This is a genomic window from Herbaspirillum sp. Her3, assembly GCF_057961275.1.
Genome location: NZ_CM176328.1, coordinates 2,917,171 through 2,938,435 on the forward strand (window position 1 = coordinate 2,917,171; position 21,265 = coordinate 2,938,435).

Annotated in this window: 24 protein-coding genes; 4 read left to right on the top strand and 20 right to left on the bottom strand. The window is 63.4% G+C overall.

Features of this window, described 5'->3' with window-relative positions; translation table 11 throughout:
* Positions 1 to 8: 8 nt before the first annotated feature.
* The 12 genes from ACVC5H_RS13280 to ACVC5H_RS13335 all read right to left on the bottom strand — a co-directional run bounded on the left by ACVC5H_RS13280 (position 9) and on the right by ACVC5H_RS13335 (position 10,090).
* Complete coding sequence (locus ACVC5H_RS13280) at positions 9 to 302, bottom strand: ferredoxin family protein (RefSeq protein ID WP_489618369.1); 294 nt, start codon at positions 300 to 302, stop codon at positions 9 to 11.
* Positions 299 to 1,597: an FAD-dependent oxidoreductase gene (locus tag ACVC5H_RS13285; RefSeq protein WP_489618370.1), complete on the bottom strand. Its 1,299-nt coding sequence runs from the start codon at positions 1,595 to 1,597 to the stop codon at positions 299 to 301. The genes ACVC5H_RS13280 and ACVC5H_RS13285 overlap by 4 nt, the downstream gene beginning before the upstream one ends.
* A gap of 20 nt (positions 1,598 to 1,617) precedes the next feature.
* On the bottom strand, positions 1,618 to 2,712 hold the full coding sequence (locus tag ACVC5H_RS13290; RefSeq protein ID WP_489618371.1) for an electron transfer flavoprotein subunit alpha/FixB family protein: 1,095 nt from the start codon (positions 2,710 to 2,712) through the stop codon (positions 1,618 to 1,620).
* Positions 2,713 to 2,743: 31 nt separating this feature from the next.
* Complete coding sequence (locus tag ACVC5H_RS13295) at positions 2,744 to 3,589, bottom strand: electron transfer flavoprotein subunit beta/FixA family protein (RefSeq protein WP_489618372.1); 846 nt, start codon at positions 3,587 to 3,589, stop codon at positions 2,744 to 2,746.
* Positions 3,590 to 3,611: 22 nt separating this feature from the next.
* A complete protein-coding gene (nifW, locus tag ACVC5H_RS13300; RefSeq protein ID WP_489618373.1) occupies positions 3,612 to 3,941 on the bottom strand; it encodes a nitrogenase stabilizing/protective protein NifW in 330 nt (109 codons plus the stop codon).
* 67 nt (positions 3,942 to 4,008) lie between these two features.
* The gene (nifV, locus tag ACVC5H_RS13305) at positions 4,009 to 5,139 is read right to left on the bottom strand and encodes a homocitrate synthase (RefSeq protein WP_489618374.1); all 1,131 of its coding nucleotides are present in this window, start codon (positions 5,137 to 5,139) and stop codon (positions 4,009 to 4,011) included.
* A gap of 209 nt (positions 5,140 to 5,348) precedes the next feature.
* Positions 5,349 to 5,687, bottom strand: a complete 339-nt coding sequence (gene fdx, locus ACVC5H_RS13310) for an ISC system 2Fe-2S type ferredoxin (RefSeq protein WP_489618375.1) — start codon at positions 5,685 to 5,687, stop codon at positions 5,349 to 5,351.
* Between the two features lie 51 nt (positions 5,688 to 5,738).
* Positions 5,739 to 7,667 carry a Fe-S protein assembly chaperone HscA gene (gene hscA / locus ACVC5H_RS13315; RefSeq protein ID WP_489618376.1) on the bottom strand — a complete coding sequence of 643 codons (1,929 nt, stop codon included), beginning with the start codon at positions 7,665 to 7,667 and terminating at the stop codon, positions 5,739 to 5,741.
* A gap of 3 nt (positions 7,668 to 7,670) precedes the next feature.
* Complete coding sequence (iscA, locus tag ACVC5H_RS13320; protein ID WP_013234802.1) at positions 7,671 to 7,991, bottom strand: iron-sulfur cluster assembly protein IscA; 321 nt, start codon at positions 7,989 to 7,991, stop codon at positions 7,671 to 7,673.
* A gap of 12 nt (positions 7,992 to 8,003) precedes the next feature.
* On the bottom strand, positions 8,004 to 8,360 hold the full coding sequence (gene erpA / locus ACVC5H_RS13325) for an iron-sulfur cluster insertion protein ErpA (protein WP_489618377.1): 357 nt from the start codon (positions 8,358 to 8,360) through the stop codon (positions 8,004 to 8,006).
* A gap of 43 nt (positions 8,361 to 8,403) precedes the next feature.
* Positions 8,404 to 8,853, bottom strand: a complete 450-nt coding sequence (gene iscU, locus ACVC5H_RS13330) for a Fe-S cluster assembly scaffold IscU (protein WP_489618378.1) — start codon at positions 8,851 to 8,853, stop codon at positions 8,404 to 8,406.
* Between the two features lie 13 nt (positions 8,854 to 8,866).
* On the bottom strand, positions 8,867 to 10,090 hold the full coding sequence (locus ACVC5H_RS13335; protein WP_489618379.1) for an IscS subfamily cysteine desulfurase: 1,224 nt from the start codon (positions 10,088 to 10,090) through the stop codon (positions 8,867 to 8,869).
* Between the two features lie 501 nt (positions 10,091 to 10,591).
* Between ACVC5H_RS13335 and ACVC5H_RS13340 the strand changes: the two genes are divergently transcribed.
* From ACVC5H_RS13340 to ACVC5H_RS13350, 3 genes are all read left to right on the top strand, one after another.
* A complete protein-coding gene (locus ACVC5H_RS13340) occupies positions 10,592 to 10,879 on the top strand; it encodes a helix-turn-helix domain-containing protein (RefSeq protein ID WP_489618380.1) in 288 nt (95 codons plus the stop codon).
* A complete protein-coding gene (locus ACVC5H_RS13345) occupies positions 10,876 to 12,180 on the top strand; it encodes a type II toxin-antitoxin system HipA family toxin (RefSeq protein WP_489618381.1) in 1,305 nt (434 codons plus the stop codon). Before ACVC5H_RS13340 ends, ACVC5H_RS13345 begins: the two co-directional genes overlap by 4 nt.
* Before the next feature lie 158 nt (positions 12,181 to 12,338).
* Positions 12,339 to 12,752: a DUF2306 domain-containing protein gene (locus ACVC5H_RS13350; protein WP_489618382.1), complete on the top strand. Its 414-nt coding sequence runs from the start codon at positions 12,339 to 12,341 to the stop codon at positions 12,750 to 12,752.
* 16 nt (positions 12,753 to 12,768) lie between these two features.
* On the opposite strand, the gene ACVC5H_RS13355 is transcribed toward ACVC5H_RS13350, so the two are convergent.
* Positions 12,769 to 13,464, bottom strand: a complete 696-nt coding sequence (locus tag ACVC5H_RS13355; protein WP_489618383.1) for a VIT1/CCC1 transporter family protein — start codon at positions 13,462 to 13,464, stop codon at positions 12,769 to 12,771.
* A gap of 243 nt (positions 13,465 to 13,707) precedes the next feature.
* On the opposite strand from ACVC5H_RS13355, the gene ACVC5H_RS13360 reads away from it, so the two are divergent.
* Positions 13,708 to 14,727, top strand: a complete 1,020-nt coding sequence (locus tag ACVC5H_RS13360) for an SDR family oxidoreductase (protein WP_489618384.1) — start codon at positions 13,708 to 13,710, stop codon at positions 14,725 to 14,727.
* 2 nt (positions 14,728 to 14,729) lie between these two features.
* Here ACVC5H_RS13360 and ACVC5H_RS13365 read toward each other — a convergent pair whose 3' ends face one another.
* From ACVC5H_RS13365 to ACVC5H_RS13395, 7 genes are all read right to left on the bottom strand, one after another.
* Positions 14,730 to 15,233 (bottom strand): CinA family protein, encoded by a 504-nt coding sequence (locus tag ACVC5H_RS13365; protein ID WP_489618385.1) that lies wholly within the window; start codon positions 15,231 to 15,233, stop codon positions 14,730 to 14,732.
* 337 nt (positions 15,234 to 15,570) lie between these two features.
* Positions 15,571 to 16,392 carry a c-type cytochrome gene (locus ACVC5H_RS13370; protein WP_489618386.1) on the bottom strand — a complete coding sequence of 274 codons (822 nt, stop codon included), beginning with the start codon at positions 16,390 to 16,392 and terminating at the stop codon, positions 15,571 to 15,573.
* Positions 16,389 to 16,763, bottom strand: coding sequence for a c-type cytochrome (locus ACVC5H_RS13375; RefSeq protein ID WP_489618387.1), 375 nt, complete (start codon positions 16,761 to 16,763; stop codon positions 16,389 to 16,391). The genes ACVC5H_RS13370 and ACVC5H_RS13375 overlap by 4 nt, the downstream gene beginning before the upstream one ends.
* The gene (locus ACVC5H_RS13380) at positions 16,741 to 17,622 is read right to left on the bottom strand and encodes a cytochrome c oxidase assembly protein (RefSeq protein WP_489618388.1); all 882 of its coding nucleotides are present in this window, start codon (positions 17,620 to 17,622) and stop codon (positions 16,741 to 16,743) included. The genes ACVC5H_RS13375 and ACVC5H_RS13380 overlap by 23 nt, the downstream gene beginning before the upstream one ends.
* Complete coding sequence (locus ACVC5H_RS13385; protein ID WP_489618389.1) at positions 17,619 to 18,221, bottom strand: cytochrome c oxidase subunit 3; 603 nt, start codon at positions 18,219 to 18,221, stop codon at positions 17,619 to 17,621. The genes ACVC5H_RS13380 and ACVC5H_RS13385 overlap by 4 nt, the downstream gene beginning before the upstream one ends.
* Positions 18,218 to 20,140, bottom strand: a complete 1,923-nt coding sequence (gene ctaD, locus ACVC5H_RS13390; protein ID WP_489618390.1) for a cytochrome c oxidase subunit I — start codon at positions 20,138 to 20,140, stop codon at positions 18,218 to 18,220. The genes ACVC5H_RS13385 and ctaD overlap by 4 nt, the downstream gene beginning before the upstream one ends.
* On the bottom strand, positions 20,137 to 21,174 hold the full coding sequence (locus tag ACVC5H_RS13395) for a cytochrome c oxidase subunit II (RefSeq protein WP_489618391.1): 1,038 nt from the start codon (positions 21,172 to 21,174) through the stop codon (positions 20,137 to 20,139). Before ACVC5H_RS13395 ends, ctaD begins: the two co-directional genes overlap by 4 nt.
* Between the last annotated feature and the right edge of the window lie 91 nt (positions 21,175 to 21,265).

Sequence of the window (21,265 nt, forward strand, 5' to 3'; positions counted from 1 at the left end):
GCGAGCCCTCAGCCGAACTTGAACAGGATGCCATAGCCGCCACGGGGATATTCCCACGCCACGTTGCGGTGTTCGGTGCAGATCACGCGGCAGGTGCCGCATTCCAGGCATCCATCGGTAGTCAGCAGGATCTGGCCGCCGCCTTCGGCGGTATAGCAACCGGCCGGGCAGCAGGTCAGGCATTGCTGGGTCTTGCACTGATCAGCGCACACCGACTGGTCCTTGATGGCGATATGCGGACGGCCGCTGTCGATCTTGTAGCGGTTCTGGAACAGTTTTTCCTCGACCTTGGTCGTGCTCATTCGAAAGCCCTCCACATTTTGTAGGCATCACCCACCAATCCGAATAAGGAGCGCCGCTGGGTGAAGCTGCGCCGGATGTCTCGTTCCTTGGATTTCTTGTCGGTTCCGTCGACCTTGAGCATGTGATGCGCTGCCTGGTTGAGCAGTTCGGGATAGGTATTCAACAGGTGCGGATTGCGATGGAAGATGCCGGGCAGGGCACGGTATTTCTTCAGGTCCTTGATGACAAAGCTTTCGTTGAGGGCCGTGCGGTAGCGTGCCAGGTTGCGCTCCGTCAGGGGCAGTCCTTCGGCACGCAAGGCAATCACGGTTTCGGCAGCCAGGCGGCCACTGGTCATGGCCAGGTTGGAACCTTCACGATGTACCGCATTGACGAACATGCCGGAGTCGCCGACCACCATCCAGCCGCTGCCATAGAGGCAGGGAATGGAGTGGTAGCCGCCCTCGGGGATCAGGTGCGCTGCATATTCCTTCATTTCGCCGCCTTCGAGCAGCGGTGCAATGGCCGGATGGGCCTTCATGTCTTCCAGCAGCTGGTAGGGCGAGCATTTCTGCCGCTTGAGGTCGGACAGCATGCAACCCACGCCGATGGTCACCGAGTCGCGGTTGGTGTAGAGGAAGCCGGTCCCCATCATGCCCTTGGTGATCTTGCCGACCATTTCGATGACCACGCCGGCGTCGCCGCTGACGTTGAAGCGGCTGGCGATGGTTTCTTCGGGCATGAAATGGATTTCCTTGACCGCCAGAGCCACCTCGGCCGGATCGAGCTCGGGGCGAAAGCCGGCCTTGCGGGCCAGCACCGAATTGACGCCATCGGCCAGCACCACGATGTCGGCATAGATCGAACCGCCCGCGCGATCGGTTTGTACGCCGACTACGCGCTGGCCATCCATGAGCAGATCGGTCACGGTGGTCTCGCAGATCAGCAGGGTGCCTGCCTCTTGCACCTTCTGCGAAAACCATTTGTCGAACTGGGCTCGGATGATGGTGTAGCGGTTGTAGGGCGGTTTGTTGAAGTCTTCCGAGCGGTAGTGGCCGCCGATGAAGGACTGATCGTCGAGCACCCACATGCGCTGCTCGATGATGTGGCGTTCCAGCGGCGCGTCCTCACGAAAGTCGGGAATGATGCGCTCCAGCGCATCCGAGTAGAGGATGGCGCCTTGCACGTTCTTGGAACCGGGATATTCTCCCCGTTCAATCTGCAACACCTTCAGTCCGGCCTTGGCCATGGTATAAGCGCAGGCATTGCCGGAGGGCCCGGCGCCGACCACGATGGCATCGAATTTCTCAGTCATGCTGTTCTCCCTGTTGTGGCTCAGCTCGCCATGCGCATCGTGGCCAGTTGTTGACGGAAGGCATCGGTCAAGGCCGGCAGGATGGTCATGGCGTTGCCGACGATGCCGTAGCTGGCGAAGTCGAAGATGGGGGCGTTGGGGTCACTGTTGATGGCAATGATCACGTCCGAATCCGCCATGCCGACACGATGCTGGATGGCGCCCGAAATCCCCGCCGCGATATACAGCTTGGGCCGCACGGTCTTGCCGGACTGCCCGACCTGGCGCTCGGCCTGCACCCAGTTGGCTTGCACCACCGGACGCGTGGCTCCCACCTCGGCCCCCAGCACCATGGCCAGGTCCCAGATCAGCTGGAAATTCTCGGCCCGCTTCATGCCGCGTCCGCCCGCCACGATGATGTCGGCAAACGGTAGCTGCGGCTTGTCTTGCTGATTGTCGGGGATGTATTCCAAGACCTTGGTGATGATGTCGCTCTCGACCAGGCACAGCGGGTGCTCGATGATCTGGCCGCTGCGGCTGCGGTCGGGCTCCGGCATGGCCATCACCCGCGGCCGCACGGTGGCCATCTGCGGCCGGTAATTCAGCGTCAGGATGGTACACAGCAGGCTGCCGCCAAAGGTTGGGCGCGATGCCGCCATGCTGCGGTTTTCCATGTCGATGGTGAGCCCGGTGCAGTCTGCGGTCAGGCCGGTCCTGAGCGTGGTGGCCACGCTGCCGGCCAGGTCGCGCCCTTGTGCGGTGGCGCCCAGAAGCAGGATTTCCGGCTGATAGCGGTTGACCAGATCGGTGAGGCCCTTGGTGAACGGCTGGTTGCGGTAGGCTGACAGGGTAGGGTCGGCCATCAGGTAGCAGCTGTCGGCACCATGGTGGAAAGCCTGTTCGCAGAACTGCCGGGTCGCCAGATCGGGCGCGCCCAGTACCACGCCCGAGAGCGACACGCCGAGCTGGTCGGCCAGCTTGCGGCCTTCGCCCAGCAGCTCCCAGGAGACCGGGTGGACTTCGCCGCGCTCGTGTTCGATGAAGACCCACACGCCCTGGTAGGCCTTGAGGCGTTCGTCCAGTTCGTATTTTCCCTTGCCGCCTTTGCGCTCTGGCGCATGCTTGTCGTCGTTCATGCTGTGCCTCATGGAATCGATGTTGGGAAGATCAGGCCACTTTCCTGGCAATGGCGTCGCCCAGTTTGGGGTGTTGCGTGAAGAGCTTGCCGACCAGGGTGACGGCCAGGTCGCGCGCTTCGTCGCCTTCTGCCGTGATGATCTCGGCGCGGCGCGCATTGGGCTTGGGCGCAAACACCTTGCTCACCACCGTGGGCGAGCCCTTCAAGCCGATCTTGCTGACGTCCTCGATGCCGGCGGCCGCACGGTCCCAGGTACGGATCGGATGGCGGGCGGCGCGAAACATGTTTTCCATGGTGGCAAAGCGCATTTCGTTGCTGCCTTCGAGCATGGTGATGAGGCAGGGTAGCTTGGTCTGGAGCACCTGCACCCCGCCTTCGGCCCGGCGCTGGATGACGATTTCGCGCGCAATCGGGTCCAGCGACACGATCTTGGAGACATAGGTCAGCAATTGCAGATCAAGTCGCTTTGCGATGCCCGGGCCGACCTGGGCCGTATCGCCGTCGATGGTCTGCTTGCCGGCCAGGACCAGATCGACCGCCTGGTCTTGTGAGATCCGCTGGATGGCAGCCGCCAGGGCATACGAGGTGGCCAGCGTATCGGCACCGGCGAAGGCGCGGTCGGTCACCAGGATGGCATCGTCGGCACCGAAGGAAATGCATTTGCGCAGCGCCGCCTCCGCCTGCGGCGGGCCCATGGTCAGCACCGTGACCCGTCCGCCGACCTGATCCTTGATGCGCAGCGCTTCTTCCAGCGAGAACAGGTCATAGGGGTTGATGATGGCGGGTACGCCCTGGCGCATGATGGTGTTGGTGACCGGATGCACGCGGATCTGGGCGCTATCGGGCACTTGCTTGATGCAGACGACGATATGCATGGTGTTCTCCTAAAGGACTGGCTCAGGCTTTGGCCGGCAGGGACATGCGCAGCATTTCCAGCGAGACCGACTTGCCGTGGGCATCCTGGAAAACCTTGAACACTTTTTCCTGTGCCGGCGTGGAATGCACGAAGTCGTCATAGGCGGTGGCCAGGAGGGCGCGCAATTTCTTGAACATCTCCACTTCATCCAGTTCATCCAGGCTGCGTTCCTGGCGCATGTACTGGTAGAAGCGCTTCAGGATGTGCAGGCGATTGACGTTCACGACCGCTTGCTGGTAAGGCACGCCAAAGAAATCGAGGAACTCTTCGGCGGCGGACAGTTGCTTCAGTTTTTCGGCCAGGGTCAGCATGACGGGCTCTCTTTCGTGGTTGAGAGGAACACAGGCACAGCGTGCGGGAACGGGCGAATCCAAATGCTTACATCTGGCTCGCCGCGCAGGCGCCACTTTCCAGGAAAAAACGCGTGAGTTCATCTTCGCTGGGCGCGGTCTTGGCCACCATGGTGTGGTCACGGATGCGCAGGAGCATGGCTTGTGCCTGGCTGTCCGAGAGCAGTATTCCCATCTTGGCGAAAGCATCCTTCACGCCGCGCGAGCCGGAATGTTTGCCCAGCACGATGTGATGGCTGCGACCCAGCTCGGCCGGGCTGAAGTGTTCATAGTTGGCCGGGTTCTTGAGCAGGCCGTCCACGTGGATGCCCGATTCATGCGTGAACACCGCCTCACCCACGATGCTCTTGTTGGGCGCCACCGCCTTGCCGGAGGCCTTGGCCACCAACCGGGAAATGGCTGGCAGGCAGCGAGTGTCGACCTGGGTTTCGATGCCATGAAGATGGCGCAGGCCCATGACCACTTCTTCCAGCGGGGCATTGCCAGCCCGCTCGCCCAGGCCGTTGACGGTGGTGTTGACGTGGCTGGCGCCGGCATTGATGGCGGCCAGAGTGTTGGCGGTGGCCAGGCCCAGGTCGTTGTGGGCGTGCATTTCCAGTTCGATGTCGACTTCGTCGCGCAACTGGCGGATCGCTTCGTAAGTCGCAAAGGGATCGAGCAACCCCAGCGTATCGGCAAAGCGGAAGCGCCGTGCGCCCGCGGCCTGCGCCGTCTCGATCACACGCAACAAGAAATCCGGGTCGGCGCGGGAAGAATCCTCGCCACCGAGGCAAACCTCCATGCCCAGGTCCAGCGCCTTGGGCAGGAAATACCGGATCTGCGCCAGCACCCAGTCGCGGTCGCGTTGCAGCTTGTGCTGGATATGGATGTCCGACACCGGCATGGAGAGGTTGACGATATCGGCGTGGCAGCGTGCGGCGGCGGCCAGGTCGGCCTCGCACATGCGGCCCCACACCATGGTCTTGCTGCGCAGGGGCAGGGCGGCGATGGCCTGGATGACCTCGATTTCGGCCTCGCCCATGATGGGAATGCCAATTTCCATCTCCGGCACGCCGATCTCATCAAGGGCGCGCGCGATGTCGATTTTTTCTTCCGCCGTGAAGGCAACACCGGCAGTTTGCTCGCCGTCGCGCAGGGTAGTGTCATTGATTGTAACCATCTCGGATTCTCCGGCAATGCGATACGAAAAATGTCTTCTGATCCTGATTTAGCAATTCATGTGCCAATCAGATTTGCAGAATAAATTCCTTGAAAATCAACGTGATAAGCGACTTGCCTGGTGTTTTTCGGTGGTCCGGGAACCTTGTCACTTTTGTCGTGTTTGTCGTGTCTTGTCCGGCCTTGTCGACCCGACGCACCGCGCGGCCCTCAGCCGCGTTCGCGCGCCAGATTGACGGTGTAGAGCGGCAGCTCGATCACCAGGTCCTGCTGCCTGAGCACGACCTGGCACGCCAGGCGCGACCGTGCGTTCAAGCCCCAGGCGCGGCCCAGTTGGTCTTCCTCGTCGTCGCTGGCCGGTGCCAGGGAGTCGAAGCCTTCATGGACGATCACATGGCAGGTGGAGCAGGCACAGGATTTTTCGCAGGCATGTTCCAGCGCGATCCCGTTCTTGAGCAAGGCATCGCACAGGAACTGGCCGCTGCGCGCATCGAAGCTGCTGCCTTCGGCGCACAGGACGGGATGGGGACGAACGGTGATGTGCGGCATGGCAGCTCCCGATGTGGCCGGGATGGCCCCGGTCAGGGTTGGCACGTCAAGTCATGAGCCCAGGTCGATGGCTTCGAGGCGCTGACCAGAGAGGGCCTGCGCGACACTGGCATTCATACGGCGGGCGGCGAATTCCTGGGTGGCCTGGTTCAAGGCATCGCAGGCGCGGCCCAGCGCAGCGATGTTGTCGTCATTGGCTTCGCGGGCGGTTTCGATCAGTTCCGTCAGGGCATAGAGGTGCTGGCGGATGTGCGCCTGTTCGGTAGCGCTGAGCAGGCTGTGGCCGTCGCGCTTGAGCGCGGCATCGGTGGCATCGGCCACCTGGCGGGCGTTGACCTGGGCTTCACGCAGCGTGCGCATCTTCATGTCATCGGTGGCGTGCCCGGCGGCTTCGGAGAGCATGCGGGCAATGTTGGCGTCATCCAGCCCATAGGAGGGCTTGACGGTGACGGCCGCTTCCACGCCCGTGCTTTGTTCGCGTGCCGAGACCGACAGCAGCCCGTCGGCATCGATCTGGAAGGTCACGCGGATGCGGGCCGCACCGGCCACCATGGGCGGAATGCCACGCAACTCCAGGCGCGCCAGCGAGCGGCAGTCTGCCACCAGTTCCCGTTCGCCTTGCAGCACGTGCACGCTCATGGCGGTCTGGCCATCCTTGAAGGTAGTGAATTCCTGCGCCCGTGCCACCGGAATGGTGGAGTTGCGCGGGATGATCTTTTCTACCAGGCCACCCATGGTTTCCAGACCCAGCGAGAGCGGACAGACGTCCAGCAGCAGCCAGTCGCTTTGCTGGCGATTGCCGGCCAGGACATTGGCCTGCATGGCCGCGCCCAGCGCCACGACCTGGTCCGGATCGAGATCGGTCAAGGGCGGCTGGCCGAAGAAGTCCGCCACAGCCGCGCGGACCTGCGGCATGCGGGTCGATCCGCCGACCAGGACCACACCGTCGATCTCGGCCACGCCCAAGCCCGCGTCGCGCAGCGCCTTGCGGGTGGGCAGCAGGGTACGGGCCAGCAAGCCCTGGCTGATGGCTGCAAATACCTCGCGCGTCAGCATCAGTTGCACGGCCTGTCCCGAGGACAGGTTCAGTGCAATGGTCGCGCTGGCCTCCTGGCTCAGGGTTTCCTTGGCTTGCCGCGCAGCAGTGAGCAGGCGGCGGGTATCTTGCGTGGTGAGTTCTGCGCTTGCCAGCTGGCTCTGGTCGAGGATCCAGTCATGGATGCAGCGATCGAAGTCATCACCACCCAGGGCGCCGTCCCCGTTGGTGGCCAGCACTTCAAAGACCCCGCGTGAGAGCTTGAGGATGGAAATGTCAAAGGTGCCGCCACCCAGGTCATAGATGGCGAATACGCCTTCGGCAGCCTGGTCGAGTCCATAGGCGATGGCGGCCGCCGTGGGTTCATTGAGCAGTCGTAGCACGGTCAGGCCGGCCAGGCGCGCGGCATCCTTGGTGGCCTGGCGCTGGGCGTCATCGAAGTAGGCCGGCACCGTGATGACCGCACCGCTCAGTTCGCCACCCAGCGAGGCTTCGGCCCGCTGGCGCAATACCCGCAGGATGTCGGCCGATACGTCGATGGGCGTCTTGATGCCCGCCGCGGTGTCGATCTGTACCAGGCCGGGCTTGTCGATGAAGGCATAGGGCATGTCGGTGCTGCTGCCGGCGCTCATGTCGGCGCGGTCACGTCCCATCAGTCGCTTGATGGAGGACAAGGTATTGCGCGGATCATCGCTCTGCGCGGCCTTGGCGGCATGGCCGACGACGGCCGGTGGCCGGTCTGCCGGCTGCAGGGAGTGAGCCGGCAGATAGCGCACCACCGAAGGCAGCAGCGCCTGCCCGGCCTCATCCGGCAGGATGCGGGCCTGGCCGGACTGGACCGTGGCCACCAGCGAATTGGTGGTGCCCAGGTCGATGCCCACGGCCAGCCGGTGCTGGTGCGGCGCCGTGCTGCGGCCAGGTTCGGCGATCTGGAGCAGGGACATGGCCTAGACCGCGAAGCTTTCGCCGCAGCCGCACTGGTTCTTGGCGTTGGGATTGTTGAACTTGAAGCCTTCGTTGAGCCCTTCGCGCACGAAGTCCAGCTCGGTGCCATCGAGGTAGGGCAGGCTCTTGGGATCGATCAGCACGGTCACGCCATGGCTTTCGAAGCGCACATCCTGCGGTTCGGCGACGTCGGCATATTCGAGCGCATACGCCATGCCGGAGCAGCCGCTGGTCTTGACTGCCAGCCGCAAGCCGACAGCGCTGCGCTTGGCCAGGAAGGCGTGTACGCGGCGCGCGGCGTTTTCAGTGAGGGTGATGCTCATTGCCGTCTCTCCTCAGACCGAGAATGAACTGCCGCAGCCACAGGTGGTGGTGGCATTGGGATTCTTGATGATGAAGCGGGAGCCTTCCAGGCCTTCTTCATAGCCGATCTCGGCACCATTGAGGTATTGCATGCTCATGGCATCGACCAGCAGCGAGACACCGTTGCGCTCGATGCAGAAATCGTCTTCGTTGACGGCATCGTCAAAGGCAAAGCCATATTCGAAGCCGGAGCAGCCGCCGCCGCTGACGTAGATGCGCAGCTTGAGTTCGGCATTGCCTTCTTCGCTGATCAATTCGCTGACCTTGGCCACGGCCGAGTCGGTAAAGATGAGGGGGGCGTCGGCGGTGATGGTGTCGGTATCGGACATGATGGACCTCCAGGAAATGGGGATGGGAGCCGGCCGTGCCGTCTTAGTCGGCGATGGGCGCGCAGATCGGGTATTGCTTGGGAGCCGGTGCCGCCTGCTGGACCTCGGGCGTGGTGTCATGCCGGCTGCGGTAATCCGCCACGGCGGCCTTGATGGCATCTTCGGCGAGGATGGAACAGTGGATCTTCACCGGCGGCAAGGCCAGTTCGTCGGCGATGGCGGTGTTCTTGATGTCCAGCGCCTGGTCCAGGGTGCGCCCCTTGAGCCATTCGGTCACCAGGGAGGAGGAGGCGATGGCCGACCCACAGCCGTAGGTCTTGAATCTGGCGTCTTCGATGATGCCGTTGTGATCGACCTTGATCTGCAGTTTCATCACGTCGCCACAGGCGGGAGCACCGACCATGCCGGTGGCCACGCTGGTGTCGTCCTTGTCGAAGCTGCCGACGTTGCGCGGGTTTTCGTAGTGGTCCATCAGTTTGTCGCTGTAAGCCATGATGTGCTCCTTGTCAGTGTGCAGCCCATTGCACCGTGGAGAGGTCAATGCCGTCCTTGTACATATCCCACAACGGCGAGAGTGCGCGCAGCTTGCCCACCTTTTCACGGATCACGTTCACGGCGAAGTCGATCTCTTCGACAGTGGTGAAGCGCCCGATGGAAAAGCGGATCGAACTGTGCGCCAGTTCATCCGACAGGCCCAGTGCGCGCAGGACATAGGAGGGTTCCAGGCTGGCCGAGGTACAGGCTGAGCCGGACGACACCGCCACATCCTTGATGGCCATGAGCAGCGATTCGCCCTCGACATAGTTGAAACTGATGTTGAGGTTGTGCGGTACGCGACGATCCAGATCGCCATTGACGAAACATTCCTCGATATCGGCAAAGCCGGCGTGCAGGCGGTCGCGCAGCATGCGGATGCGCTCGTTCTCGGTGCCCATGGCCAGGCATGCCAGTTCGAAGGCTTCACCCATGCCGACGATCTGATGGGTAGCCAGGGTGCCCGAGCGCAGGCCGCGTTCATGTCCGCCGCCATGCATCTGCGCCTCCAGCCGAACGCGCGGCTTGCGTCCCACGTACAAGGCGCCGATGCCCTTGGGGCCATAGGTTTTGTGGGCCGAGAAGGACATCAGGTCGACCTTGAGGCTGGCCAGGTCGATGGCCACCTTGCCGGTGGCCTGGGCGGCATCCACGTGCAGGAGCACGCCGCGTGCGCGGCAAATGTCGCCCAATGCGGCGATGTCCTGGATCACGCCGATTTCGTTATTGACGTACATCACCGAGGCCAGGATGGTGTCGGGCCGCAAGGCCGCTTCAAAGGCGGCCAGGTCGAGCAGGCCGTCGCTGCCGACCTCCAGGTAGGTCACTTCAAAACCGCGTCGTTCCAGCTCGCGCATGGTGTCGAGCACGGCCTTGTGTTCGGTCTTGACGGTGATGAGGTGGCGGCCCTTGCTACGCAGGAATTCAGCGGCACCCTTGATGGCCAGGTTGTTGGATTCGGTGGCACCCGAGGTCCAGATGATTTCGCGCACGTCGGCGTTGACGAGTGCAGCGACTTGCTCGCGTGCATGTTCGACCGCCGCTTCGGCGGCCCAGCCAAAGCTGTGCGAGCGGCTGGCCGGGTTGCCCGGAATATCGGTCAGATAGGGAATCATCTTTTGCGCAACGCGCGGATCGACCGGGGTGGTCGCCGAATAATCCAGGTAGATCGGTAGCGATAAGGAAGAGGAGGGCATGGTGGCTCCGGCAAACTGTGTGGGAGAACGGGTCTGTGCCTGGCTGCGGTAGGAGCTTTTGCAAAGAGCGTGCCATGCGGGGGAGCTCTTCTAAGTGACTGAATAGAAAGGAATAAATGATTGTTTTGTGACGCGACAAAGCGTGCGGCGGATTGTCGGTTTTGTTGGATTTGTGACGACAGGACGGATGCGATGTGTTGCCGTACGTGACGGGATCAGCCTGACATCTTTGGCCACCTGCCGCTGCATCCGGTGATGCCCGGGCAGTACATTTTGCTTTGCGTGGTGGGGTGCAGGGTGGCTGGCACGACGATTTGATTCGCCGTCAGAAAAATCATCTAAATAATTTACAAGCCTGGTGAACTCGCAAGAAATTACTCATAAGAAATTATCGAATACGTACATTCAGCCACTAAAAATTGATGTTTACATAAATAACCGCTATATTAAAAATATACGTAAACGTAAAATTAATTGATTAAATTTAGCTAATAGGTATATATGGACACGATCGAACAGCTACGCAAGCGGCGGCAGGAGCAAGGCAAGACGCTGGAAGCTCTGTCCCAGCTCACCGGCCTGGCCAACGCCAGTATCAGCCAAATCTTGAGCGGGAAGCGCGATCCGCGAGTGGGAACATGTGAACTGCTGGCGGCGGCAATGGACGCCAACCTCGTGCTGATTCCCAACCACCTGATGCCAGAGGTCCAGCGGCTTCTGTCGGGCAAGGCGATCGGGCCGGATAATGTGCCTACGGCGGCCGAGATGATCCTGGGGTTGGACAAATGAGCAACGCGCTGAGACCACGCTATCTGGAGGTGTGGCTGCACGGGCAGCATATAGGCTGGCTCTGCGAGGCTGGCCGTGTCACACGATTTGTGGCAAGCGAACCGTACCTGACGGACAAGGCTCGCCGAACCATCTCGGCCTCCATGACACCGCCAGGGCTAGAGGAATTGACACAGACAATTCTGAACAACCATTTCAACCCGGCCATCTACCGTGAGAGGGGGGAGCTGCCTCCATTCTTTGCAGGGTTGATGCCAGAGGGAGCCTTACGCCGCCGGCTGGCAGCAACGCGCAAAGATGTGCGCGATATGGACGATTTCGGGATTCTGGCCGCTGCAGGCGAAGACCTTCCTGGTGCAGTCAAGGTCATTCCAGCCAATCTGGATAATCTGACCCAATCCGCACGCGCTTTCGGCGTAACCGGTGGGGCCGACAATCTGGAAACCTGCGTACCCGAGGCGGCAGCAGAAGGGGCGGCGGCTCTCTCCGGCGTGCAGGACAAGATTGCTCTATCGCATGCGAAGAACGGCCAACGCTACTGCCTGCCGATCAAAGGAACGCTTTCCGAGTTGATCGCCAAACTTCCGACCACCAATGATGATTCGCAGATCATGAACGAATACGCGTGTATGCGACTCGCAGAGCTGGCCGGCGTAGAAATCGCTCGCTGCCGTCCGCAGCCTATGAACACGATGGACGATCATCCGGACTTGGTCGTGGCCTTGGGTGAGCAGACTCGGTTCCTTGCAGTGGACAGGTTTGACCGTAGTCCTGGAGGACCGATCCACATGGAGGATGCGTGTCAGATGCTGACATTGATGCCCACGCAGAAATACGCTGGACTGAACCACTTCGTGACCTTCATCGCATTGTTGAAGCGCCTGAGCGCGAAGGGGATCTCCGACGTAAGGCAGATGTTCATTCGTCAGGCAGTCAATACCTTGCTCGGAAACTCGGACGCACATCTGAAGAACTTCAGCGTCTTGTACCGTGACGGCGTCATCCCGGAATTGTCGCCGGCCTACGATATCGTCTGTGTTTCGGCGCTGCCGGGGTTTCTCGGGTTCGCCACCAACGTCGCGATCGACAAGCTACAACAGACTGAGACGCTGGCTACCTATGCGGACGTGGCAAAGATGGCCGGCGTACCTCCAAAAATAGCGACGACGGCGGTTAAACAAGTCGTTGCAAAGGCGAGGGAATTGTGGCCTGAAGCGATGAGAGAAATGGAAATGCCAGATAAGGTGCGAGAGGTGATTTCTGCCAGGTTGTTGCGTCTACCGCTGGCGAAAGGGCAGTAGTTGAGGCCAGCTATCAGGCGGGATTGCCCTCGATCATCGTTGCGGGTTGGCCCTAACGCTGCATTCTGCGCCGTCAAATCCTCGTTTCGTCGCATCCTGCTTCCTCCCCGGCCGCCGCCTCAGCACAATCGCCCCATCGATTTTGCTGAAAGCCTGCCATGTCCCTCACGCCCGTCATCGCCATCCACCTGAGTGCCGCCCTTGCCGCCGTCGTCATCGGCCCCTTCGCCTTCTGGGCCCGGCTTGCCCGCACCGTGCGGCCTCGCTGGCACCGTGCGCTGGGTTACGCCTGGTTCACCTGCATGGTGGCCACGGTCTGCTCGGCGGTGTTCATCCGTTCCCATGACCTGCCCAACATCGCCGGCTATACGCCATTGCACCTCTTGGTACCAGGCACGGTCTTCCTGCTCTATCGCGGTATCTCTGCGGTGATGCGCGGGGATATCACGACGCATCGGCGCACCATGCAGCGCGTCTACATCGGCGCCTGCCTAGTGGCCGGCGCCTTCACGCTGCTGCCATCGCGCTACCTGGGCCAGCTGGTCTGGGGACAATGGCTGGGCTGGCTGTAAGCCGGCCCAGGCGCTGCTAGAGCGCGGCGCCGAAGAAGGAACCGATGGCCGCCGTGCAGCCCATGGCCAGCGAACTCCACACACTCACGCGCAAAGCTCCCTTCCACAGACTGGCCCCGCCCGTCCTGGCCGCCACCGCGCCCAGTACTGCCAGCGAGAGCAGGGCAGCGATCACGATGGCCGGCAGCAGAGTCGCCGCCGGTGCAAGCAAGACCACGGCCAGCGGCAAGGCGGCGCCTACCGCAAAGCTCAGTGCCGAGACGATGGCGGCCTGGACCGGCCTTGCGGCGGTGGTTTCGGAGATGCCCAGTTCATCGCGGGCATGGGCGTCCAGGGCGTCGTGGGCCATCAGTTGCGCGGCGACCTGATGCGCGGTCTCCTGGTTCAGGCCACGGCGCATGTAGATGCCCATCAGTTCGCGGTGTTCGCCTTCGGGATCGGTGGCCAGTTCCTCGCGCTCCTGGCTCAGGGCCGCATGTTCGCTGTCGGCCTGCGAATGGACGGACACATACTCGCCAGTCGCCATCGACATGGCCCCCGCGACCAGCCCGGCCACGCCGGTCAGCAGGACATTTTCATGGCTGGCATTGGCAGCGACCACGCCGACCAGCAGGCTGGCAGTGGAGACGATGCCATCGTTGGCACCGAGGACGGCGGCGCGTAGCCAGGAGATGGCGTCGACCCTGTGATGTTCGAGATGGAATTTGGCCATGATGCGTCAGTTCAGTTGCCCGGTTGCGGAATGGCGCAGATTCTAGGGCCGCGCTGCCGCAAAGGCCACGACAATTAGCGAAAATGAGGGCGATTCGCATTCGGTCAGACACATCCCGCTCATCTTCATGGATGCCTGCACGACTGACATCCGCAGATACCCCCGCCACGCGGCGGCCTCCGATAGCCGCTGTCCGCCATGCCCCCTATGCTGGATCTTTTGACTTCACCAAGGAGATCCATCATGCGCTGCCAGCTCAAGAATATCGCCGACCAGACCATCGTCATCACCGGTGCCACCAGCGGCATCGGCCTGGCCACCGCCCGGCTGGCCGCCTCGCGGGGAGCGCGCCTGGTGCTGCTGGCGCGGGATGAACAGGCGCTGGAACGCGTGGCCGCCGAACTGGATGCATCGGGCCAGCGCGTGCTCTGCGTGACGGCCGACGTGGCCGACTTCAGCGCCTTGCAGGCTGCGGCCACCCGTGCTGTGGAGCGCTTCGGACAGATCGATACCTGGATCAACAATGCCGGCGTGTCCATCTTCGGCCGCCATGAAGAGGTCAGCCTGGAAGATCACCGCCGCCTCTTCGAGACCAACTACTGGGGTGTGGTCAACGGCAGCCTGGCCGCCTTGCCGCATCTGAAGGCCAATGCGCAGGGCGCGGCGCTGATCAACCTGGGCAGTGAGCTGTCCGACGTGGCCGTGCCGCTGCAGGGGGCGTATTCGGCCTCCAAGCATGCGGTCAAGGGATTTACGGATTCCCTGCGCGTGGAGTTGACCGAGGAGGGGGCTGCGGTCTCGGTCACGCTGATCAAGCCGGCTGCGATGGATACCCCCTTCACCCGCCACGCCAAAAACTACATGGACGTGCAGCCCAAGCTGCCGCCGCCAGTCTATGCCCCATCCATCGCCGCCGAGGCTATCCTGGTCGCCGCGCAAAGTCCGCGCCGGGATCTGTATGTGGGCGCGGCTTCGCGGCTGGTGTCCTCGGCCAACAAATGCGCGCCGGCAGCGATGGATTACTACCTCAAGACCTGCATGTTTTCCCAGCAGCGCAGCGACCGCCCGGCCAGCGGCGACAGTGGCCGTCTCTACGCCAACGGCCCGCAACCGGCCGTGGCCGAGCGGGGGAACGAACAGCACGTGCTGCCGTTCTCGCCCTACACCTGGGCCAGCGCCCAGGCACCGATGCTGTCGCGCCTGGCGGTACTGGGCGTGGCCTGCCTGGTGGCCGGCAAGCTCGCAGGCCGCAATGGACGCTGAGTTCAGTTGCTGCGCAGCGGCGGCGAGCGCAGCAATTGCAGGGCCTGGCTGATGGAAAATTCGCTGGCCTGTTCGCGCACCGCCTTGCGGTCCCCGGAGAAGCGCCGGGTGGCGGTGCGGATGGTCTGCCAATCGCCTTCGTGCAAGACCCAGGCAAAGCACACCGTGCCGGCAGGCGTGCCATCGGGCGCATCGTCAGGGCCGGCCACGCCGGTGTTGGAAATCGCCAGGGCAGCGTCACTGGCGCGCAAGGCGCCTCGGGCCATGCGCTCGGCAATCTCCTCGCTGGTCAGGCCATAACGCTGCATATCGGCGCGGGTCACGCCGAGCATGCTTTCCTTGGCTTCTTCGGTGTAGGTGACGAAGGCGCCTTCGAGCCACTGGCCGCAACCTTCGACGTCGCCCAGGGCGGCTGCGACCATGCCGGCCGTGCAGGATTCTGCCGTCACCAGACGCAGGCCGCGCTGGCAGAGCAGATGTCCCAATGTTGCGTAGTCGTCTTTCATCTTGATTTCCTGTGTTTGTCGTGGGTGATAGGGAAATGGATCGCGTTGTGGGCTCAGCGTTCTAGCCAGCTGGTCCGTACCTTCCCGCATTCCCACGCCGCTGACAGCGGAATGCGGGAAGCGGAGCAGGCGATGGCCTATGCCCAGGGCGCAGGCCGTTTGCTAATCTCGACCGTGGACCGAGCTGCCCTCTCCGACGGGCATCGGCCGCGCCAAGGAGAGTTCTCATGTCCGACCGCAAGCCCAAGACCGCCATCGCCATCGTGGGCGGCATCATCGTGCTGGCCATCATCGGCGGCATGTTCCTGCTGGGGGTGTTTCATTTCTCCAGCCATAGCTAACGCGCGTTGCGGTCGACCGAGCGCAGGTAGGCGCTCATGTCGGCCGCATCTGCCGCGCTTACGCCCAGTTCCGGCATCGCCCCATTGGGCTTGTAGCGCTTGGGATGCAGGATCCAGTGCGCCAGATTCTCCGGCGTATTGACCAGCGTGCCCGAGATGTAAGCCTGGCTGCCCATGGCGTCCAATGTCGGACCGACATCGATTGGTGCGCCCACCACGCCGGGAATGCGATGACAGGACTGGCAGGCGTACTGCGTCAGCGCCACACGCCCGCGCTCGATGTCGGCCGTTGCCGGGATTGGCTGCGGATCAGCCGGCACGGCCTGTACCGCTGGCAACTGGTCCGGCATGGCCCGCAGATAGGCCACCACCTCCCATCGTTCCTGTTCGCTCAGGTGGGCCTGCCAGGCCGGCATGCCCGTCATCTTGATGCCATTGCTGACGATCCAGTACAGCTCGCGCAACTGCCACTTGTGCGCCGCCGCGCTCAATGGCCCCGGCACCGGCTGCATCGACAGCGTGGCGGTGTCGGGTGCGCGGCCGGGCGCGCCATGGCACTGCACGCAAAACCGTTCATAGTGCCGCTCCCCGGCCCTGGCCATGTCGGGAGCATCGAGTGCGGGCGTCTCGATCTGCTGCGCGTGGCGGCGTACCGACTGGCGCATCGCGTATTCCATCAGCTTGAAGACGGGAGACCAGTGTTGCGTCACCGCGCTGACGTTGTAAGCGCCGCTCCAGACCAGCACTGCCGCCGCCGACGCGGCCAGCAGCATCAATGCGAAGCCGGCCAGCAATGCGCGATGCAGACGGCGCTTCATGGGCCGCCTCCCGGCCGCTTCTGCAGCAGGTAGGCGCTCATGGCGGCGGCTTCGTCGGCAGTGATGCCCAGTTCCGGCATGGCGCTGTCCGGATGGATGGCGCGGGGATGCATGATCCAGCGCGCCATGTTCGGTTCATTGGCGGGCAGGATGCCGGCGATGTAGCTGCTGCGGGCCGTGTGTTCCAGCGACGGCCCGGTCAGGCTGCCCGAGGGCGCCACGCCCGGGATGCGGTGGCAGGCCGCGCAGCCACGCTCGGCCAGCAGGCGGCGGCCACGGGCGATGTCATCGGCGCTGGCAGCCAGGCCGTAGCCAGAACACAGCGCCAGCAACAACGGCAGGAGGAAATCAGGGACGCGGAAGGACTTCACGTTCCCCTCCGATCAGCCAGCGTGCGCACAGCACCAGCGCCACCACCACATAGCTCAGCGCCCCCGGTATCCACATGATCAAACCACCCAGTTGCTGGTCTTCCAGCGGCGACAGGCCGAGCTGCCAGGGCAGCGTCTCGTAGGCGGGATACCACAGCCGCGTCGACAGGGCCAGCAGGGCGCCCAGCGCGCTGGTGTGCATCATGGTGGTGAAGAGATAGAACAGCGCGCCGCGATCAGGCTCCACGCGGCGCCATTTGGCCAGCACGCTCCACCAGAACAGCAGGGCCGAAATGAAGAAACTGGCATGCTGGGCGATGTGCACCGCCTCATGCCGCAACGCCGCCTGGAAGCAGAACGGCACGTGCCAGCCCCATACCGCCAGGAAATGCAGCGTCCAGGCCGGCAGCGGCCGGCTCGCGCCGCGTAGCCACTGCAGTGAGCGCTGGTGGCCGAACCAGTGCCCGACCGGCTTGCGCCAGCCCGGCGGGAGCGACCACAGCCAGGTGCGCGCCGGCCTGCCGGCGATGAGCAGCGGCGCGGCCACGATCATCAGCAGTTCGTGCTGGACCATATGGGCGGCAAAGGAGACCGCCCCGGCCGCATCAATGGGCGAGACCAGCGCCGCCGAGAGGCATAGCCAGCCTGCGATGAAGCTGGCCACCCGGCCAGGCTGGATGTGTCCTGTCCTGTGCTGGCGCAGGCTGCCTAGCCCATACAGCCCTAGACTCAACAGCAGTAAGCACCACAGCCAGGTCTCCTGGCTCCAGCCGCTGGCGGGGGCGGCCCCCAGCGTATGCGCCTGAAGCGGCAGCGTCCAGGCCAGGAACGGCACGATGGCTAGTGCACGCCGGCTCACAGGCGCGCTCCCCAGTAGATGACTGCATAGAGCACCAGCCAGCTACCCACCACGAACACCCAGTAATCACTGTTCTCGCTGACGTCGACGTAGCGCTTGCTTTCCACCGGCCCGGTGAAGAAAAGCAGCGTCAAGACCAGGGTATCGAAGGTATCGGTGATCAGGTGGACCGTATGCAGGCCCAGCAGCATCCAGGTAATGGAGCCATAGGCATTTTCGCTCCAGCTCACGTTGAGGGAGGCGAATTCGCCCACGCGTCCTCCCAGGAAGATCAGCGAGAACAGCAGGCAGGTCACCAGCCACCGCCGCGCCACCTTGCGGTCGAAGCGCTCGGCGGCCTTGCTGGCATAGTGGTTGGGCAGGCAGGACAGCAACATCACGGCCGTGTTGAGGCTACCCCACAGCAGGTCAGGCGGCGGTCCCGACGGCGGCCAGGCAGGCGACTGCCCGCGCAGGTAGAAGTAGCTGGCCATGCCCAGCGCAAAGACCGTGCTCTCGATCAGGATCAGGCCGAGCGTGGCCCACCAGGTAGTGCTGGCCGGGCCGAAGCCGAAGGTGGGCAAGTGGCTGACATCCAGAACATCGGGCTGCTGGTTCATGGACGTACCTCGGTCTCGATGCGCGCCCGGCTGCGCTGCCGTCGCGGCCAGAACCAGATCGCCGTCGCCAGGCCCACCGGCAGGGCGCCCCAGACCACCGCCCAAGGCGTGAAGATGGAACCGATGAACAGCACCGTAGTGGCCACCGCCGACAGCAACGGCCAGGGCGAAGGCGTCGGCAGCCAGAAACGGTGCTGGGGATGCCCCTCCAAGGCCGAAGTGATCAAGACTTCACGCTGGCCATTGTCCAGTCCGGCCACATGGCTGGGCTGCTGCGGTTCCTGCCACAAGGGGTCAAGACCATGCACCACCGGCATATGAAGGAAATTGCCCGCTGGCGGGGGTGAGTCCATGCTCCATTCCAGCGTACCGGCACCCCAGGGATTCGGTCCGGCAGGTTGACCGCGCCGCAGGGTCCGTACCACGTTGATCAGGAAGACGAGCACGCTGGCGGCGATCAGGAAGGCGCCGATGGTTGCCGTCAGGTTCAGTCCTTCCCAGCCCATCTGGACCGGATAGGTATAGACCCGACGCGTCATGCCCTGCAGGCCCAGCAGGTGCATGGGGAAGAAGCAGACATTGAAGCCGATGAAGAAGAGCCAGAAATTCCAGCGCCCCAGGCGCTCGCCCAGGAGCCGCCCGCTGAACTTCGGGAACCAGTAGTAGAACCCGCCGAACAAGGGGAAGATGGCCCCGCCCAGCAAGACGTAGTGCAAATGCGCGACCACGAAGTAAGTATCGTGCAGCTGCAAGTCCAGCGGCACCGAGGCCAGCATCAGCCCGGTCAATCCGCCCATGAGCAGGATGAAGAAGAACGCCAGCACGAACAGCAGCGGCGTGCGAAACACCGGACGCCCCAGCCAGAGGGTGCTGATCCAGCAAAAAATCTGCAGTGCCGTCGGCAGTGCAATGAGCAGGCTGGCGGCCGTGAAGAAGAGCTTGCCGTTGACCGGCAGGGTGGTGGCAAACATGTGGTGCACCCATAGCCCGAAGGCAAGGAAAGCCGTGGCGATCAGGGACAGCACCATGGCCGGATAGCCCACCACCGGACGGCGTGAAAAAGTCGCAACCACAGTGGAAATGATGCCCAGCGGCGGCAGGAAGATCAGATAGACCTCCGGATGCCCGAAGAACCAGAACAGGTGCTGCCACAGCAGGACGTCGCCGCCGTTCTGGTGGCTGTAGAACTGGGTGTTGACGAGCCGGTCCGTGATGAGGCCGGTGCTGGCCAGCATGACCGCGGGCATCGCGAAGAGTACCATCACCGAGGTCACCAGCATGGCCCAGGCGAACAGCGGCAGGCGGCGCAGGTTCATGCCGGGGGCGCGAAGCTTCAAGATGGTGGTGATGATGACGATGGCTTCGATCAGTGCTGACAGTTCGGTGAAGGTGATCATCTGTGCCCAGATGTCCACGCCCTTGCCGCTGGCGTATTGGTTCAGGGCCAGCGGCACGTAGGCAAACCAGCCCACGTCCGGGCCGCTGCCGGCGATGAAGGCGCCATACAGCAACAAGCCGCCGAACAGGAATATCCAGTAGGCAAAGGCATTCAGGCGCGGAAAGGCCACGCTGCGCGCGCCGATCATCAGCGGTAGCAGGAAGGCCGAGATGGCCTGCATCACCGGCACCGCAAAAAGGAACATCATGGTCGTGCCATGGATGGTGAAGAGCTGGTTGTAGAGCCGCGCGCCGATCAGGTCCGAGGCCGGGCGCGCCAGTTGCAGGCGCATCGCCAGCGCCAGCAGCCCGCCCAGCAGGAAGAAGGCGAACGTAGTGACGATGAAGCGGCGCGCAATCGTCTTGTGATTGACCGCGCACAGCCAGCCATACAGACCGGGCGGATCGGCCCAGGTCTGTTCCAGCAGCCGCGCCTGCTGGTCCGGCTGCTGATCGGTAGCCGAGGCAAGCGTGGCGTTCATTTCAGGGCCTCCAGATAATCCAGCAAGGCCGCCATGTCCTGCGGCGGCAGGTGCGCTGGGGGCATGATGACGCCGGTCTTGAGCGAGCGGGCATCATTGATCCAACCCGCCAGGAAACCGCGCTCGTTGGGGAAGATGCCTGCCGCCAGCGTGCTGCGGCTGGCCAGGTGGGTGAGGTCGGGGCCGCCGCGTCCGTCTGCGCTGGTGCCGCGAATGGTGTGGCATTGCGCGCAGTCATTGGCGTTGAAGATGGTCAGCCCGCGCGCCTCGAGCGTGGCATTGGCGGACTGCGCCGGACGTGCCTGCCGCTCGGCCCAGCGCGCGTAATCCTCGGGTGCCTCGGCCCGCACCAGCAGGGCCATGCGGGCATGTTCGAGACCGCAGAATTCAGCGCACTGCCCGCGATAGAGTCCGGCCTGGTCGGCCCGCAGCCGCAGTTGCGCATGTTTGCCGGGGATCAGGTCAAGCTTGCCGTGCAGGTTGGGCAACCACAGGGAATGGATGACGTCTTCGCTCTCGAGGTCGATGAGCACGGCGCGCCCCACCGGCAGATGCAGTTCATTGGCCGTGATGAACTGGCGGCCGTCGAGCGGATCGCTGTAGCGGGCTTCCCACCACCACTGGCGTGCCGTCAGCCGGATGTGCAGGGCCTGGGCGCTGGGCAACTGGTCCAGCGCACGGCTGGCCACCACATCAGCGCCGAACAGCGCCACCAGTCCCATGGCCGACAAGCCCAGAGCCCAGCCGATCAGCCAGGGCAAGCGTGGTGGCAGGGCGGACAGGGCGGCCCGGCGCTGGCGCGCCCGCCACAGTGCCAGGGCACAAGCGAACAGGATCAGCACGAACACGGCCGCGCACAAGGCCAGCGTGAAGTGCCAGAGGCGAGCGATGGTCTCCGCCTGCACGCCGGCCGGATGCAGGACGTTCTGCCAGACCTCCCGCTGGGCCCAGGCACCGGGCGCCCAGAGACCGGCCAGGAGCGCCGCCAGGCGCAGTGGCCGGTTGAAACGAAAATTGATGGGCAGAGGTGGCAAGGCGAATCGCTCGATGATGCAGGGATGAGCGATTATGCGAAGCTGCGCAGGACGGCGAAATAGGAAAACCCGGCGAGCCTGTGTAGGAATG